This window comes from Nannocystis sp. RBIL2 (genome assembly GCF_026626745.1).
Classification (GTDB): Bacteria; Myxococcota_A; Polyangia; order Nannocystales; family Nannocystaceae; genus Nannocystis.
In genome coordinates this window covers 5,767,959-5,784,410 of record NZ_JAPNJW010000001.1, presented here as the reverse complement: position 1 = coordinate 5,784,410, position 16,452 = coordinate 5,767,959, and the positions used below count along the sequence as shown (strand labels likewise).

The 16,452-nt window shown below is 69.8% G+C and carries 10 protein-coding genes and 1 tRNA gene; 3 read left to right on the top strand and 8 right to left on the bottom strand.

Annotated features, from left to right (window positions below):
* Both OV090_RS23040 and OV090_RS23035 read left to right on the top strand, forming a co-directional pair.
* Positions 1-1,449 carry a S41 family peptidase gene (locus tag OV090_RS23040; RefSeq protein ID WP_267706310.1) on the top strand — a complete coding sequence of 483 codons (1,449 nt, stop codon included), beginning with the start codon at positions 1-3 and terminating at the stop codon, positions 1,447-1,449.
* Between the two features lie 25 nt (positions 1,450-1,474).
* Positions 1,475-2,329 carry a hypothetical protein gene (locus tag OV090_RS23035; RefSeq protein WP_267706309.1) on the top strand — a complete coding sequence of 285 codons (855 nt, stop codon included), beginning with the start codon at positions 1,475-1,477 and terminating at the stop codon, positions 2,327-2,329.
* A 348-nt stretch (positions 2,330-2,677) separates the two neighbouring features.
* Here the strand turns inward: OV090_RS23035 and bfr are convergent, their stop codons facing one another.
* The 3 genes from bfr to OV090_RS23020 form a co-directional block, all read right to left on the bottom strand.
* The gene (bfr, locus tag OV090_RS23030; protein ID WP_267706307.1) at positions 2,678-3,142 is read right to left on the bottom strand and encodes a bacterioferritin; all 465 of its coding nucleotides are present in this window, start codon (positions 3,140-3,142) and stop codon (positions 2,678-2,680) included.
* Between the two features lie 84 nt (positions 3,143-3,226).
* Positions 3,227-3,439 carry a (2Fe-2S)-binding protein gene (locus OV090_RS23025; RefSeq protein WP_267706305.1) on the bottom strand — a complete coding sequence of 71 codons (213 nt, stop codon included), beginning with the start codon at positions 3,437-3,439 and terminating at the stop codon, positions 3,227-3,229.
* An 865-nt stretch (positions 3,440-4,304) separates the two neighbouring features.
* Entirely contained in the window at positions 4,305-6,167 is a 1,863-nt protein-coding gene (locus OV090_RS23020) for a S8 family peptidase (protein ID WP_267706303.1), read from the bottom strand.
* A gap of 132 nt (positions 6,168-6,299) precedes the next feature.
* Here OV090_RS23020 and OV090_RS23015 point away from each other — a divergent pair.
* Positions 6,300-6,376 (top strand) — tRNA-Arg (locus OV090_RS23015).
* Between the two features lie 337 nt (positions 6,377-6,713).
* Here OV090_RS23015 and OV090_RS23010 read toward each other — a convergent pair.
* The 5 genes from OV090_RS23010 to OV090_RS22990 form a co-directional block, all read right to left on the bottom strand.
* Positions 6,714-8,468, bottom strand: coding sequence for a VCBS repeat-containing protein (locus tag OV090_RS23010; protein ID WP_267706301.1), 1,755 nt, complete (start codon positions 8,466-8,468; stop codon positions 6,714-6,716).
* Between the two features lie 32 nt (positions 8,469-8,500).
* On the bottom strand, positions 8,501-9,610 hold the full coding sequence (locus OV090_RS23005; protein ID WP_267706299.1) for an FHA domain-containing protein: 1,110 nt from the start codon (positions 9,608-9,610) through the stop codon (positions 8,501-8,503).
* A 128-nt stretch (positions 9,611-9,738) separates the two neighbouring features.
* Positions 9,739-10,650, bottom strand: coding sequence for a divergent polysaccharide deacetylase family protein (locus OV090_RS23000; protein ID WP_267706297.1), 912 nt, complete (start codon positions 10,648-10,650; stop codon positions 9,739-9,741).
* 42 nt (positions 10,651-10,692) lie between these two features.
* Positions 10,693-12,081 (bottom strand): S41 family peptidase, encoded by a 1,389-nt coding sequence (locus OV090_RS22995; RefSeq protein WP_267706295.1) that lies wholly within the window; start codon positions 12,079-12,081, stop codon positions 10,693-10,695.
* A gap of 133 nt (positions 12,082-12,214) precedes the next feature.
* Complete coding sequence (locus tag OV090_RS22990; RefSeq protein ID WP_267706293.1) at positions 12,215-15,853, bottom strand: vitamin B12-dependent ribonucleotide reductase; 3,639 nt, start codon at positions 15,851-15,853, stop codon at positions 12,215-12,217.
* Positions 15,854-16,452 lie beyond the last annotated feature (599 nt).

The window sequence follows — 16,452 nt, the reverse complement described above, 5'->3', positions numbered from 1 at the left end:
ATGCGCTTCCCCAGGTTGGTGAGCGCCGCCGCCGTGGCGCTCGTCTGCGCGTGCGGCGAGCCGGCGACGTCCAGGAAGGCAGGCCAGGAAACGCCTGCCGCCAAGGCCGAGAAGCCCGCGACGCCATCGGGCGAGAAGGCGAGCGAGGCGCCGGGGTCCGCCGCGAGGCCGTCAGGCGACACCTGCCGCAGCTGGGCCGAGCTCGATCCGGCGACGCTGCCGCCGCTGCCCGAAACGCCGTACACGCCGACCTTCGATCGCGTGTGGCGGACGGTGCTCGAGAAGCACTTCGACCCGACCCTGGCGTGCAAGGACTGGCCGGCGCTGCGCGCCGAGTACGGCGCCAAGCTCACCACGGTGGCCGACGCGCCCGCCGCGTACAAAGTGATGAACGACCTGCTCGAGACGCTCGGGCAGAGCCACTTCAAGGTGGTGCCTCCGTTCGGCGGCGCCGAGCCCGACGACACCCGCGGCGGTCCGGCGCGCGTGCCGATCCACGTGCGCATGATCGGCGAGCAGCTGGTGGTCGTCGACCCGAAGGTCGGCGGCGTCGCCAGCGGCGTGCCCGCCGGCGCGGCGCTGGTGAAGATCGGCGACAAGACCGCCGAGGCGCTGATCGAGCGCGCCCGCAGCGAGGCGATGCGCCCGGGCGAGGTGGCCTATCACGCGGCGTTCGAGGCGGGGCGGGCGCTGTCGTGCCAACCTGGCCAAAAGCGCAGCCTGACGTATCTCGATCCCCAGTCCAAGGACAGCGAGGTGACGAAGGAGGTCGCCTGCGTCACGCCGCCCGGGGAGCTGGTGTCGCTGGGCAACCTCCGCGACCTGCCGACCACGGTCGAACACCGCATGCTGGCGAGCGAGAGCGGCGGGAAGAAGATCGGCTACATCGCGTTCAACTACTGGATGCTGCCGATGGTCGAGCGCGTGAAGGCGGCGATGACCGACCTGCGCGGGCAAGGCATGGAGGCGCTGGTGCTCGACCTGCGCGGCAACCCCGGCGGTGTGGGAGCGATGTCGATCCCGGTCGCGCGCCTCCTGCTCCAAGAGTCAGGTAGCCTCGGCAAGCTGCAGTTCCGCGAGTTCACGCAGGAGTTCAACGTGGCCGGCGATCCGCAAGCGTTCGCGGGGCCGGTGATCGTGCTGGTCGACGAGGGCACTGCGAGCACGTCGGAGATCTTCGCCGCCGGGCTGCGCGACCTCGGGCGCGTGCGCGTGGCGGGGTCGCGGGCCTCGGCCGGGGCGGCGCTCCCGTCCCTGCTCGAGCGGCTCGACAACGGCGCGCTGCTGCAATACGTGGTCGGTGACTACCACTCGGCCAAGGGCACCGTGGCCGAGGGCGACGGCGTGCGCCCCGACATCGTCGCGACCGAGACCCGCGCCGAATTCGTCGCCGGCCGCGACCCGGTGCTGGCCGCCGCGGTGGCGGCGTTCGACAGCAAGAGTCCCTGAGAACATGTCCCAAGGAGCTACCCGCATGCGACGGCTGCAAGTCCTGTGTCTGACCGCCTTGATGGCCCTCGGCGGGTGCGACGGCGGCGAGGCGAAGAAGGCCGAGGCGACGAAGGCGACGCCGGCGACCGAGGCCAAGCCGGCGGAGGCGGCGACACCGGCGGCGAACGCCCTGCCCGACGCGGCGGAGCTGCTGGCGAAGGTGGTCGAGGCGAGCGGCGGCGCGGCCAAGCTCGACGAGATCAAGAGCTTTTATCAGGAGATGCAGGTCGAGATCCTCGGCGCGGGGATCTCCGGCGCCGGCAAGACCTGGTCGAAGGGCGACGATTTTTATCTCGAGATCACGCTGCCGGGCGTGGGCGTGAGCACGGGCGGCGGCAAGGCCGGGAAGCTGTGGACGCTCGACCCGATCCAGGGGCTGCGCGAGCTGACGGGCAAAGAAGCGGCGATGGCCGAGATGGGCACGTCGCTGAACATCGCCCACGACTGGAAGCGCTTCTTCGACAAGGCCGAGACGACCAAGGTCGAGGAGGTCGCGGGCAAGAAGTTCGCCGAGGTGACGCTCACCGCGAGCAAGTCGGGCAACACCGTGACGCTGCGTATCGACCTCGGCGACAACCGGGTGGTGACGCAACGGCTCAAGCAGTTCAGCTCGATGGGCGAGATCCCCGTCGAGGTCACGCTGTCCGACTACCGCCAGCAAGACGGGGTGTGGTTCGCGTTCGAACAGGTCGCCGACATGAAGCTGCAGAAGCTCAAGACGACGACCACCAAGCTCGAGCTCAACGCGCCGGTCGACGAGACGAAGTTCGCAGTGCCGGGCTCCGAGCCGCCGGCGGACGCGAAGGCGCCCGAGGCGAAGACCGACGCGAAGAAGTGAAGCTGTCCGCAGGGACAGGTCTGCACCGAGCTCCATGGCTGTCCGGTGAGACGGATAGACGCGGAGCCGAGAGAGCGTTGCGATCCGACGCTCACGGCTGAGCACGGAATACGCGTGGCTGTCGGGGAGGACAGAGACGAGAGTCGCGGCCCCGAGCAGGCGCGGCTGGCCGAGAGGACGGACGCGAGAGCCGCGGCCGAACTCTCGGACGGCAGCTTCTATCGGCCCTTTTATTAAAGCTGCCCGATGGGGCTGCGGATATTCGGTGTTTGCGGAGACGGCGGCGGCGCCGTCTCGGTCGCGGCTGTCTTCGAGGACAGCCGCGGGCGTTTTACGCGGACGAGTCGCTCAGAGCTGCTGGGCGCAGTACATCGGCTCGCCGAGCGCCTGGATCAGGCCGAGCTGGGTCTCGAGCCAGTCGACGTGGTCTTCCTCGGAGACGAGCATGCGCTCGAGCATCTCGCGGGTGGCGTTGTCGCCGAGGTCGCGGCACAGGGCGATGCAGGTGTTGAAGCGCTGGACGGCGTCGTACTCGAGCTTGAGGTCGAGTTCGAACTGCTCCTTCACCGACTCGCCGACGTTGACCTTGTTGTAGCGCTGGACGTTGGGGATCCCGTCGAGGAAGAGGATCCGCTCGATGAGGTCGTCGGCGTGCTTCATCTCGTCGATCGACTCGTCGCGAACTTTGTGGGCGATCTTGTTGTAGCCCCAGTTCTTACACATCTTCGCGTGGATGAAGTACTGGTTGATCGCCGTGAGCTCGGCTGTCAGCACGTCATTCAGCGCGTGGAGGATCTTGTCGTTGCCCTTCATCGTGGGCGCACGCTAGCACGGGCTCGCACGAGCCGCCGGCAGCAGCGCCGCGGTGAAAAAGACGTTCAACTTCGGCGCGAAGCCTCAGGTCGCTTCGCTGCCGCCGACGCTGCCGTTGTGATGCTCGTGCCGCGCCGGCGCGGCGCTCTCGAGGAGCTGCCGGATCTGCTGGACGCACGCGCCGCAGCCCGTGCCCGCCTGACAGGTCTGCCGGATCTGCTTCAGCGTGCAGGCCCCTCGGCGAGCCTCCGCGAGGATCGTGCGACACGAAACACCCTTGCACAGACAGACGATCATGATGCGGTACGCGTCCTGGTCCTGAGGCTGGCGGTGAAATTCATTGTCAAAATGACCCTCTCAGGGTGCCCACCTCGAGGTCGGTTCGCAAGGAGTTTGAAAGTGATTTTCAGGATTGATTCCGCTCGCGCGGCCGGCGCGCCGATGCAGTGGGGAGTGCGGAGGGCGCGCTTCCATGAATTCAGGCCCGTGGCGGCTGCTTGGGCATGCGGACGAGTCCGCCCGCTGAACCGTGATCCTGGCTCACGCCACGCGGGGAGCGGGAGATCGGCACGCGAGGCAGGGGCGATGACGAGCCTGCGTGGCGCTGCGCTGGTGGCGAGCGAGATCAAAGCGAGGCGCTGCGCTGGCCGCTGGCGAAGAAGGTGAGGCGGTGGAGGGAGCGAGCCTTTGGTAGCTCGGCTGGAGCCGCTGAATCACACGCACGAGGGGAGAAGAGCTCGATCCCCGTGACTGGCTGTGGACAGTCCTTTGCATCACGCTCACGAGGCCAGAGGATTCGTCTGCCTCACGAAGCGACATGCGGCGTGAGATGCGAGTGACAGGGGAGTATTGTCTGCACCGGAAGTGCCGAGCGTCACCACGACTCGAGCGGTGCGGTTGCGGCGTCTGCATCACCGAGCGGCGCACGTCACGAGATGCGAGGAGCGCACGAGGCAAGGGCGATGCGCTCGAGATGCGAAGCCCACGCCGGCGCGGGCTTCGAGGTTAGCTGCGACTCGAGTGATGCGGTGCGCGTCGCTGAATCACCGAGCGGCGCGCGTCACGAGATGTGGGGGGCGCATCGAAGAAAGAGTGACGCGCTCGAGATGCGAAGCCCGCGCCGGCGCGAGGGCGGGCGCGGGCTTCGGCGGTTCTCTGCGGCTCACATCCGCGAGACGCGGCGGGCGAGCGCGAGGGCCACGAGGGCGTGCGTGGCCAGCCACAGGCGGTCGATGGTCGGGCCGCCGGGCAGGCCGTTCAGCAGCGTCGGCAGGACGATCGCGCCGTGGAGGAGCAGGGCCGCGTAGCCGAGGTTGAGGCCGACGAGCACGCCGCGGAGCGGGCGGAAGCCGACGAGCAGCAGGGTGGCGAGCACCGGCAGCAGCGCCGACAGGAAGATCGGCGAGCCGATCGCGGTGGCGCCCGCGAGGTCGGCCGCCGCGTAGGCGATCGGCGCCAGGCCGAACGCACCGGCGGCGAGACCTGCCCCGAGGAACATGCTCGCAAAGGCAGCCACGCGCGCGCGACGGCTGGCCAGGCCGGCGGCGCCGAGGCCGGCGAGGCCGGCGAGCCCGAGCAGGCCGAGCAGGCCGCCGCGCTCGACCTGGTAGCTCTCGATGGAGGCGTCGACTGCGGCCACGGCGTCGATGACGCCCGCGCCGTACTCCTTGTCCCACTCGATGTTGTTGGGGTGCTTCGCGGTCTTCTTCAAGATCCGCTCGACCTCGGGCGGGTTGTTGACGCCGCGCGAGACGACCAGCGCGGCGACGCCGGCGGCGTGCGGCGAGGCCATCGAGGTGCCCTGCAGCCACATGTAATCGTTCTTCATCGGATCCTGCAGGAGGATGGTGTTCTGCAGGATGCCGTCGGGGTAGCCGTCGCCGTTCTTGTCGACGCGGGTGTCGCCGCCGGGCGCGGAGACGTCGAGGTCCTTGCCCCAATTCGAGTACCAGGTGCGCACGCCCATCGCGTCGACCGCAGCGACCGCGACCGAGCCGTTGTTGGAGGCCGGCCAGCCGACGCGGCCGCGGCTCTCGTTGCCGGCGGCGCACACGACGGTGACGCCCTTGCTGTTGGCGTAGTCGATCGCCTTGGCGAGCACGCTCGACGGCATCGGCCCGCCGAGGCTCATGTTGATGACCTGGGCGCCGTTGTCGGCGGCGTAGCGGATGGCGTTGGCGATCCACGGGATCTGCCCGCGGCCGTCGCCCGACAGCACCTTGAGCGGCATGATCGTGCTCTTGAACGCGACGCCGGTGACGCCGAGCGCGTTGTGGGTGGTCTGAGCGATCGTGCCGGCGACGTGGGTGCCGTGGAGGTGATCGTCGAGGCCGTCGGCGATCGAGTTGGGGACGAAGCTGACGCCCTGCGTGAAGGCGGTGCCGGCCAGGTCGGGGGCCTGCTTGGCGACGCCGGGCAGGTCCTTCCAGGCGACGCCGGTGTCGATGACGGCGACGATGACGCCCTCGCCCTTGGTGATGCCCCACGCCTCGGGGGTGTGGATCATCTGCATGTGCCACTGGCGGGCGTACATCGGGTCGTCGGGCTCGAAGCGGGGCCGACGCTCCTTGGTGGGCTCGACGTCGTCGGCGGGCTCGGCGGGCTCGATGGCGACCTCGCCGACGAGCGAGTAGACGAGCTCGGGCTCGACGACCTCGACCAGCGGGTTGCTGGCGAGAGTGGTCTGAAGTTCGGCCAGCTCGTCGGGCTCGCCGATGACGCGGAAGAGGTGCTCGCCCTCGCTGTAGAAGCCGGCCGGCTCCCAGGCGAGGCCGAGGTCGTCGAGCAGCGCGCGCAGCTCGGCCTCGCTGCCGCCCTCGCCGTCCTCGGGTTCGACGAGGTCGAGCAGCAGGGCGCCGGTGCCCTCGGCGAGGTCGAGGTCGGCGACGGAGACGGGCGTGATGTCCGCGGCCCGCACGCCGTCGTCGGTGGAGCGGTGCTCGATGGCCAGCCAGACGCTGGCGGCGGCGAGGCCTGAGGCTGAAAGGAGGGTGCGGTGACGCGAGAGGGCCGAGACGAGACGCATGGGTGCTCCTGGGAGGGGCCTGAGGCCGGCGGTCAGTTCGTCCGTCCAGTATAAAAGGGCGGCATGGCCCATGCACGGCGCGCTGCGCGTGCGCTTTTCGCCCGGCGCGAGTTCGGGTATCCTGAGCCGGCTGCGTTCGTAGCTCAGCTGGATAGAGCATCGGGCTTCGAACCCGAGGGCCGCAGGTTCGAATCCTGCCGAGCGCACCATCTGCGAGGCCATCTGGCCTCGCGACCCTCCGGGTCGTCCCTCTGACGGCCGCTTGAAGAAGGTTCGGCGTCCGCGAGTCCGCGGATCACGCGCCGATCTTCGGGCGGCTCGATGCAGGGAGCGGCCGTCGGCTCACTCGGCTCCGCAGCGTCGACACGGTCGAGCTCGGTCGCCGGCGCCGGCGCGCTCGGCGGTCGGCGTGCTCGCCGAACGGGCCGAGGACAGGTGCGGCGGCGGTAGGTCGTTACGCCTGGCCAATGGAACATGCCCCGAAGGACCTGTTCCATCGGACAACCCTCGGATGCCCGAGGGGACATGTCCTGCGGGACAGACGACTCAGCGGCGCCGGCGGGGCCGGAGGAGGGCGAGCAGGCCGAGGGCGAGCAGGCCGGCGGAGTTGGCAGGCTGCTGGCGGCAGCCGCAGCCACCGTCGTCGTCGACGCCGCCGGTGTCGCCGGTGCTGGCGGTGTCGTCGCTGGAGGTCGTGTCGCCGGTGGTGCCGGGCTCGCCGGTGGTGGTGCCGGGGCCGGGGCCGGTGGTCGGGTCGTCGCCGGTCGTGGGCGCGTCGCTCGTGCTGGTGGTGGGGTCCGGGCCGTCGGTGGTGCTGGTGGTGCCGTCGGTGTCGGTCTCGCCGGGGTCCTCGCCGAACATCACGCAGGTCTCGTTGCCGGCGGCATCGACGGCGCACAGCTGGCCGAACGCCTCGCTCGGGGTGCCGCGCCACAGCGCCTCGCCGTACCACTGCATGGGGACCTCGGTGCCGCCGGCGACCAGCACGACCGACTGGAAGTCGTGCGGCATGACGGGGGTCTTGTTGTCGTGGATCCGCGCGACCACGCCGCCGTCGACCAGGGTGACGAGGGAGATCTTCGGGGCCGCGGTGTCTTCGGCGACGTCGACGCCGAGGAACACGCGGTCGGCGCTCTGCGGCGCCTCGCCCTCGGAGAGGACGACGTCGATCTTCTTGTCGCCGTCGAGATCGGCGACCGCGATGCCGAGAGTGCCCATCGAGTTGGCGGGCATGAAGGCGTCGGCGATCTCGAGGTGGCCGTCGCCGCTGTTGAGCATCAGGCGATCGTCGCTGCCGAACAGGCCGGCGATCACGAAGTCGGCGTCGCCGTCGCTCTCGTAGTCGAGGAAGGCGATCATGTTGTCGTCGCCGGCCGGGTTGTCGCTGTCGGGCCAGAGGTCGGCGGTGGCGTCGACGAAGCCGCCGGCGCCGTCGTTGACGAAGATGTGCTCGCGCGACTGCGGGCCGTCGTTGATGGTGATGAGGTCGAGGTAGCCGTCGCCGGTCAGGTCGATCGCCTCGAACTCGTAGTTGTTGCCGTACTGCGGCAGCTTGTCCGAGGCGTCGGTGAACACGCCGGTGCCGTCGTTGACGAACATGTACGAGCCCGTGCACGACTTGCACGAGACGAGCACGTCGAGGTCGAGGTCGTTGTCGACGTCGGCGAACTCGAGCTCCCACGACCAGGCCACCAGGGCGTCGGGCATGTTCGTGTCGGTGACGTCGGTGAAGACGCCGCCGTCGTTGAGCCACAGGCGCGTGATGCCCGAGCTCTGGTTGGCGGCGCCGGGGCCCCAGTCGGCGAGCACCGCGTCGAGGTCGCCGTCGCCGTCGACGTCGCCGAGCTCGACGTCGCCGAAGCTGTGCGAGGCCTGCGGGAGGTCGTCGCTCGCCTCGGTGAAGCCGCCCTGGCCGTCGCCGAGGTAGAGCCGGCTCGGGCTCTCGAAGGTGTTGGCGACGATGATGTCGACGTTGCCGTCGCCGTCGAGGTCGCGCACCTTGATCGCGCGCGTGAAGTCAGGCTCGGGGCCGAACACCTCGTCGCTGACGTCGGTGAACGGCATGCCGGGGCCCTGGTTGAGGAAGGCCCGGTTCGGCTCCGGATCCTCGGGCGAGGAGTAGCCGGCCCCGTTGGCGAACAGGATGTCGACCCGCCCGTCACCATTGATGTCGGCGAGCTCGACCTTGTTCGACCACTCCGCGGTGGGCCCGATCGTCATCGCCGTCGCGTCCTCCCACGGGGCGGCCCACGCGGGCCCGGCGACGAGGACGACGCCGGTGACGGTCAGGAGTCTAAACATGTTCTTCAGGACATGTCCCGAAGAACCCCCGCTCACTCGAGCACGATCCCGCGTTCGGCGCATACCGAGACCATCTGTTTCTGTCGATTCGGATCCGTCAGCTTCTTGAAGGCGGACTTGGCCTTGGCCTGATCGCCCATCTTGCAAGCGGAGGCGCCCATCAGCGCCAGCGCGTTCGAGGTCTTGTCGATCTCGTAGCTCTTCTTGGCGAGGTCGTAGGCCTGGGTGGCGTTGCCGGCGAGGTTGGCCTTGCGCGCGTCCTCGAGGAGCTGCACCGGATCGCCCTTGGGCACCGGCGGCTTGTCGGCCTTGGTCGGCGGCGGCGGCTTGACGACCTTCTCGCCCTTGGGAACCACGGGCTTCTCGGTCTTGGTCGGCGGCGGGTCCTCGACCGGCGGATCGCTCGGCTCGGCGGAGGTGACTCCGGGGACGGGATCGTTGGGCAGCGGCGGCTGCTCGGGCGGCGGCTGCTCGGGCGCCTTGGCCTCGACCTTCGGCTCGGGCGCCGGCGGCTCTTCGACCTTCGCCGGCGGATCGACCTTCGGTCCCTTCGGCGTCTCGGTGCCAGCACCACCACCACCGGCGAACTGATATGCGACGAAGCCTCCGCCGATCAGGAACACTGCGAGCAAGGCGAACAACAAGCCGCGACCCTTGCCCTCAGCGGGCTGTTCCGTGTGTCGCTCGTCGTCGCGATCGCGCGACGTGTCGGGCAGCGGCGGCGGCGGAGCGATCAACGCCGTGGCTTCGGTGGCCTGGATCCGCGGCAGATCCATGCTGGGGGCGGCGCGCATCGGATCGGTCCCCGGCGCGCCACCCTGACGGTCGATGTTGAGGGTGGTCTGTTCGGCGTTGTTGGTGATGGCGAGGTGGTAATCGCCGATCTGCACCACGTCGCCCTCGTTGAGGTTGACCGTGCCCTCGATGAGGACTCCGTTCACCCGGACGCCGTTGTAACTGTCGAGGTCCTCGATCACCCACCCGTCCGAACCTGGGGTGAGCCGCGCGTGCTGTCGGGAGACGTTCTGCTCGGTGAGCTGGATGGTGTTCCCTGGCTCCCGTCCGATCGTGATCTCCTCTTCGCCGAGCGGCACGATCGTGGTCGCGCCCTCTTCGTCCTCGATGATCAGTCGCAGGGCCATCCGTGTGAGCTTCAGGGTAGGAAGTTCAGCGAATTACTGTCAAGCGAGCCCGCGGCGCCGCGGCTCCGCATCCGCACGCTCGGAGCCAGCCAACCCAGCCGTTGCTGCCGCTCCGGCAATAACAACGTTCACTCCCGCACTTTGTCGAGGCCGCGGCGTGCGAGGATCTCGCGCAGCGGAAAGACGCCGATCCCGTCCCGGTGCAGCCGCGGAAGCTCGGTCCGCAGGGCCTCCACAACCTCCTGCGAGGGATGGGCAATGACGACGGTCGGGGCCTCGCGGGCGAGGGCGGCGGCCTGGTGAAGCTGGGCCAAAATCGCCTCGGGGCGCGGATCGTGGTCCAAAAACACGTCGCGCCCGAGCGCCGGGACCCCCGCGGCGTCCGCGGCCGCGAGCCCCTGGCTGTGCGCGGTCGTCCGCGAGTCGAGGAAGAACAGGCCGCGCGCCCGCAGCTCGGGCATCAGCGCGTCCATGGCGGCCCGGTCGGCGGTGAGCCGCGAGCCCATGTGATTGTTGATGCCGACCGCGACGGGGACGCGGTCCAGCGCCGCCCGCAGCGCCGCCCGCAGCTCGTCGGCCGAGGCGCCGAGGCGGAGGAATTGCTCCCGCGCCTCGGGACCGGCGGTCATCTTGCCGGCGTCGAGCGGCTCGCTCGGGAGATGAAGGAGGATCTCCCGCGGCCGGCGACGGTCGCCCCGCAGCCGGAGCTGGGCGCCCACGGCAAAGACCCCACCCGGGACGATGCTGAAGGTCAACGGGAAGCGCAGCGCGAGCAGCTGGTCGAAGTAGTGCAGCTCGCGGCCGATGTCGTCGATGACGATCGCAAGGTGGCCGCGCGCTGCGTCCCAGGGGATCTGCAGGTCGCCGCGCGAGTCCTGCCAGCGACGCGTGCGCGCGACGGTCTCGTCGACCTGGCGCTGGAAGATCGCCTCGTCCTCGGCGGCCGCGAGCGGGGCGAGCGGCGGTGCGGGCGCGAGCCAGAACAACGCCGCGGCGAGCACCCACCACGCGACCAACGAGGCGCGCGCCCACGACGGCATCGCGGTGGGCCGGAGCGACGGAGCGCCGGGCGAGTCCAGGCGCTACCTCCGCCGACCGCCGCGCGCCGGCACGCGCACGAGGCCGCGCAGGTGCTGCACTGCGACGCGCAGCTGGGCGTCCTCGGCCGCGGCGCGCACTGCCTCGCTGTCGTCCTGCATGGAACCGGCGGGGTAGCCGAAGTCCTCGGGCTTGAGGTGTCGCGGCTGGGCGCGCTCGGGCTCGAGCTCGGGCTGGCTGTCCTTGTAAGGTCGGAAGTCGGCGCCGACGACGACGTCGGGCTGGATGCCGCTGGCCTGGATGAGGCGATCGTTGGGGGTGTAGTAGAGGGCGATCGTCAGCTTGAGCAGGGAGCCGTCGCCGAGTTCGAAGGGGGCCTGGACGGAGCCCTTGCCGTAGGTGCGCTCGCCGACGATGAGGGCGCGCCGGTGATCTTGCAGAGCGCCGGCGACGATCTCCGAGGCGGAGGCGGACGACTTGTTGACGAGCACGACCAGCGGGAGCTTGGACCAGGCCTGGCCGGGGACCGCGCGGGCCTCGTCGAGGAGCTCGCCGCGGCGGCCGCGGGTGCGCACGATCGGGCCCTCGTTGACGAAGAGATCGACGATGTGGATCGCCTGGTCGAGCAGGCCGCCGCCGTTGTCGCGCAGGTCGAGGACGACGCCAGCGAGGCCGTCGCGCGACTGGTCGCGCAAGGTGGCGAGCGCGGCCGCCAACTCGCGGCCGCTGGTCTCGGAGAAGTCGCGCAGGCGCACGTAGCCGAGGCCCTCGCCGAGCGCCTTGCTGGTGACCGCGGGGCTGTCGATGTACTCGCGGGTGACGACGACGTTGCGCACGCTCGGCTTGCCGGGCTTGCCGTCGACCTTGGGCGCGGGCCGCTCGAGGGTGAAGGTGACCTTCGTGCCAGGTGCGCCGCGCATGGCCATGATGGCGCGCCGCAGGTCGAAGAAGTGGCTGATCGGCTTGCCCTCGATCGAGGGGATGAGGTCACCGACGACCACGCCGGCGCGCTCGGCCGGACCCTTGGCGACGACCTCGCGGACCTCGAGGACGTAGCGCGCCTGCGGCTCGGTCTCCTGGCGCAGGATGACGACCATGCCGACGCCGCCGAAGCTGCCCTCGATGTCCTCGCGCAGCAGCCTCGCCTCGCGCGGCGGGAGGAACTCGCTGTGCGGGTCGAGCTCGGCGACCAGGCCGGCGATGGCGCCGTAGATCAGCTTCTCGCTGTCGACCGGGCGGACGTAGTGGTTCTCGAGGATGGTCAGCGCCCGCGCGAACATGTCGAGCTTGCGGTAGCGCGAGTAGTCGGCCGGCGCCGACTGGGCGACCTGCGCGCCGGGCTGGGCGATGGCCGATTGGACATATCCCGAGAGACCTGCCCCGAAGAGCATGCCCATCCCGACGAGCGCGACGGCGCGGAGCTTGGCTGTCATGGTGCGTCCCTGCGCGGCGACCTGGCCGTCATCATCGGCCAAGAGTACCGCCCAGGGCCCGGCGGGCAACAGTGGTGCAGCGACGCGATGCGCGGATCCCGCTGGGAAGCAAGATCCGCGCACGGCGGGCGGTTCAGGAGCAGCCGCTGGTGGCGCCGCAGCTGACGCACTTCAGGCACGAGCCGTTGCGGACCATCGTGAAGCTGCCGCACGAGCCGCAGGCGTCGCCTTCGTAGCCGGACATGCGGGCGACGCGGACCTGCTCGCTGACGCTGGGGGCGGCGGCGGCGGCCGGGCGCGGCTTGGCGGCGCGGGCGGGTTCGGCGGTGGCGGTGCGGTCCTCGACCTCGATCGCGTGGCGCTTCTGGCCGGGGACGGGGCCGCGCGGGAGGTTGGCGCTGAGCTTGAGCGGGCCGGGGGTGACGATGCGCTCCGAGACGACCTCTTCGTCCTGGAACTCGACGTTCTCGTTCTGGCTCTGGTCGCCGAGCGTGTCGGGCTCGAGGTCCTCGGGGTTGACGTGGGCCAGCTCGTTGCGGTCGAGGTAGGTGACTGCGAGCTCGCGGAAGATGTAGTCGATGATCGAGGTCGACATCTTGATCCGCGAGTTGCCGACCACCGGGCCGGCGGGCTCGAAGCGGCTGAACACGAAGGCGTCGACGTACTCCTCGAGCGGGACGCCGTACTGCAGGCCGAGGCTGATGGCGATGGCGAAGCAGTTCATCAGGCTGCGGAAGGCGGCGCCCTCCTTGTGCATGCCGATGAAGATCTCGCCGAGCGAACCATCCTGGTACTCGCCGGTGTGGATGTAGACCTTGTGGCCGCCGATGGTCGCCTTCTGCGTGTAACCGCCGCGGCGGTCGGGCATGCGCCGGCGCTTGGCGAGGTAGCGGTGGACGATCTTCTCGGTGACCTTCTCGATCACCTGCGGCTGCGTGGTCGCCAGGGCGTCGCCCATGTCGTCCTCGGCCTCCACCGCGAGCGCGGAGCTCAGCGGCTGGCTCAGCTTGCTGCCGTCGCGGTAGAGGGCGTTGGCCTTGAGCGCGTACTTCCACGAGGCGACGTAGACGCTCTCGACCTCGCGCACGCTGGCGTCGCTCGGCATGTTGATGGTCTTGCTGATCGCGCCGGACAGGAACGGCTGGGCGGCGGCCATCATGCGCACGTGCGCCATCGGGGCGATGTAGCGGGTGCCGTAGCGGCCGCACTTGTTGGCGCAGTCGAACACCGGCAGGTGCTGGGCGCGCAGGTGCGGGGCGCCCTCGACGGTCATGGTGCCGCACACGAAGTCGTTGGCGCGCTGGATGTCCTCGGCCGAGAAGCCCAGGCCCTCGAGGATGTTGAAGGTCGGGTCGTTGAGCTGGGCGTCGCTGAACTCGAGGACGTCGCGGCAGAAGCCGTCGCCGAGGACGTAGCGGTTGAAGACGAAGCCGATCTCGAAGGCGCCGGCCAGCTCCGACTCGATGCGCGCGAGCACCTCGTCGGTGAAGCCCTTGCGCTTGAGGTCGGTGTGGGAGATCCGCGGGCTGCCGACGAGGGTGCCGGCGCCCTTGCAGTAGCGGACGATGTCGGCGATCTGCGTCTCGGTGTAGCCGAGAGTGGCGAGCGCGGCGGGCACCGACTGGTTGATGATCTTGAAGTAGCCGCCGCCGGCGAGCTTCTTGAACTTCACCAGGGCGAAGTCGGGCTCGATGCCGGTGGTGTCGCAGTCCATCAGCAGGCCGATGGTGCCGGTCGGGGCGATGACGGTGACCTGGGCGTTGCGGTAGCCGTGCTGCTCGCCGAGGCGGAGGGCGGCGTCCCACTCGGCCTGGGCGGCCTTGAGCAGGTAGCTCGGGCACACGTGCTGGGCGATGCCCATCGGCGCGATCGACAGGCCCTCGTACTCGGCGCGGGCGGCGTTGTAGGCGGCGCGGCGATGGTTGCGGATGACCCGCAGCATCGGCTCGCGGTTGGCGGCGTAGCCGGGGAACGGGCCGTGCTCGCGCGCCAGCTCGGCGCTGGTGCTGTAGCAGGCCGCGGTCATCAGGGCCGTGACGCCGCCGCAGATCGCCACCGCGAGCTCGCTGTCATAGGCGATGCCGCGCAGCATGAAGTAGGTGCCGAGGTTGGCGTAGCCGAGGCCGAGGGTGCGGTACTTGTAGCTGCGGACCGCGATCGCCTCGCTCGGGAACTGGGCCATGAGCACCGAGATCTCGAGCACCATCGTCCACAGCTTGCAGGCGTGGCGCACTGCGTCGACGTCGAGGTCGAGGTCACTGGCGCCGCTGCTGCGCGAGAGGAACTTGGCCAGGTTCAGCGACGCCAGGTTGCAGGCCGTGTCGTCGAGGAACATGTACTCGGAGCACGGGTTCGACCCGTTGATCCGGCCGTCGTTCGGGCAGGTGTGCCACTCGTTGATGGTGGTGTCGAACTGCAGGCCGGGGTCGGCGCAGGCCCAGGCGGAGAAGGTGATCTTGTCCCACAGCTCGCGCGCCCGCACGGTGCGGTGGACCTTGCGGTCGCTGCGGCGGATGAGGTCCCAGGTGCTGTCCTCTTCGACGGCGCGCAGGAACTCGTCGGTGACGCGCACCGAGTTGTTCGAGTTCTGGCCGGAGACGGTGGCGTAGGCCTCGCTGTCCCAGTTGGTGTCGTACTCGGTGAACTCGATCTCGCGCGCGCCCTGCCTGGCGAGGGCGATCGCCCGCTGCACGTAGCTCTCGGGGATCTCGGCGGCGCGGGCGTTGTGGATCGCCTTGCGCAGGCCCTTGTTCTTGCGCGGGTCGAAGCGGTCGTCGCCGGTGAGGGCGACGTCGTGACATGCCCCGAGGACCAGGTTGAGGTGGCGGCTGCACAGGCGGCTGCCGGCGACCAGCGCGGCGACCTTCTGCTCCTCGATGACCTTCCAGTCGATGAACTTCTCGACGTCGGGGTGGTCGACGTCGACGATGACCATCTTGGCGGCGCGCCGGGTGGTGCCGCCGCTCTTGATCGCCCCGGCGGCGCGGTCGCCGATCTTCAGGAAGCTCATCAGGCCGCTGCTGCGACCGCCGCCCGACAGCGGCTCGCCCTCGCCGCGCAGGGTGGAGAAGTTGGTGCCGGTGCCCGAGCCGTACTTGAACAGGCGGGCCTCGCGGACCCACAGGTCCATGATGCCGCCGGGGCCGACGAGGTCGTCGCCGACCGAGGAGATGAAGCAGGCGTGCGGCTGCGGGCGCTCGTAGGCGTTGTTCGAGAGGGCGAGCTCGCCGGTGGCCGGGTCGCAGTAGCTGTGACCCTGGGCCGGACCGGTGATGCCGTAGGCCCAGTGCAGGCCGGTGTTGAACCACTGCGGGCTGTTCGGCGCGACGGCCTGGTCGGCGAGCATGGTGGTCAGCTCGTCGTAGAAGACGCGGGCCGAGTCCTCGTCGCTGAAGTAGCCGTGCTTGAAGCCCCAGTAGGTCCAGCAGCCGGCCAGGCGGTGGAACAGCTGGCGGCTGTCGGTCTCGCCGACCATGCGCTGCTCGGGCGGCAGGACGGCGAGCGCGTCGGTGTCGGCCTCGCTGCGCCACAACCACTCGGGCACGCCCTCTTCCGCGACCTTGCGCAGGCGGGCGGGCACGCCCGCCTTGCGGAAGTACTTCTGCGCCATGATGTCGACGGCGACCTGCGACCAACCCTGCGGGACCTGGATGTCGCTCGCTTCGAACACCACCGTCCCGTCTGGGTTGGTGATCCGCGAGCTACGGCGCTCGAAATCGACGCCGGAGAAAGGACGGGGTTGATCCTTGGTGAAGAGCCGGGACAGCTTCATGACGGGGCGGACTCCGGGGGCAGGAGGCTGAGTTGTCGGGGGGGGGGCGGGAAATGCGCGACCGGCCAATGCGAAAGCAAGACCGGCCAGCCGCGACCAGGCTCCGCGCGCACCCAGGGCCGGGGCGAGCGAAGTCGAGCAGCAGGGGCGAAATTGTAAAGTCGGGCAGAGATGGACCGAGGAGCACCCGGATGCAAGCCGGACGGAAGCGCTCCTCGACCCCCACATCTTGTGGGTGAGGGGCCTTGTAGCACGACATGTTGGGGCAGAGAACTTCCGCGCTCCGCGCTGTTTCGCCGTCAGCAGGCTCTAGGGAGGGGGCTTGCGGCCCTCCCGCATCCACAGGAATTCCGCAGTCGAGCCCGCCTGTCCTGCGCGAATCTGGAATGGTGTTTAGTCGAGCGGGGAGGTGCCTCGAAGCGTTCGCGCGGTCCGCACAAGGCGGCGGGCTCGCCGAGCGGCGAAAACAGCGCTGAAGTTGTCCACATGGGCTGTGGGGGCGCCGAGACTCGTACCTGTAGGGGCATTTACGTACATTCCCGGGCGCGGCTTCACGCCCCTGTGCGGAGGCGGTGAAGAGATCTCTCCGCGCGCAGGTG

Coding starts and splice junctions, on each gene's coding strand:
- OV090_RS23010 (WP_267706301.1), bottom strand. CDS start 8,468: ATGTTTAGACTCCTGACCGTCACCGGCGTCGTCCTCGTCGCCGGGCCC.
- OV090_RS23020 (WP_267706303.1), bottom strand. CDS start 6,167: ATGCGTCTCGTCTCGGCCCTCTCGCGTCACCGCACCCTCCTTTCAGCC.
- OV090_RS22990 (WP_267706293.1), bottom strand. CDS start 15,853: ATGAAGCTGTCCCGGCTCTTCACCAAGGATCAACCCCGTCCTTTCTCC.
- OV090_RS22995 (WP_267706295.1), bottom strand. CDS start 12,081: ATGACAGCCAAGCTCCGCGCCGTCGCGCTCGTCGGGATGGGCATGCTC.
- OV090_RS23040 (WP_267706310.1), top strand. CDS start 1: ATGCGCTTCCCCAGGTTGGTGAGCGCCGCCGCCGTGGCGCTCGTCTGC.
- OV090_RS23035 (WP_267706309.1), top strand. CDS start 1,475: ATGCGACGGCTGCAAGTCCTGTGTCTGACCGCCTTGATGGCCCTCGGC.
- bfr (WP_267706307.1), bottom strand. CDS start 3,142: ATGAAGGGCAACGACAAGATCCTCCACGCGCTGAATGACGTGCTGACA.
- OV090_RS23000 (WP_267706297.1), bottom strand. CDS start 10,650: ATGCCGTCGTGGGCGCGCGCCTCGTTGGTCGCGTGGTGGGTGCTCGCC.
- OV090_RS23005 (WP_267706299.1), bottom strand. CDS start 9,610: ATGGCCCTGCGACTGATCATCGAGGACGAAGAGGGCGCGACCACGATC.
- OV090_RS23025 (WP_267706305.1), bottom strand. CDS start 3,439: ATGATCGTCTGTCTGTGCAAGGGTGTTTCGTGTCGCACGATCCTCGCG.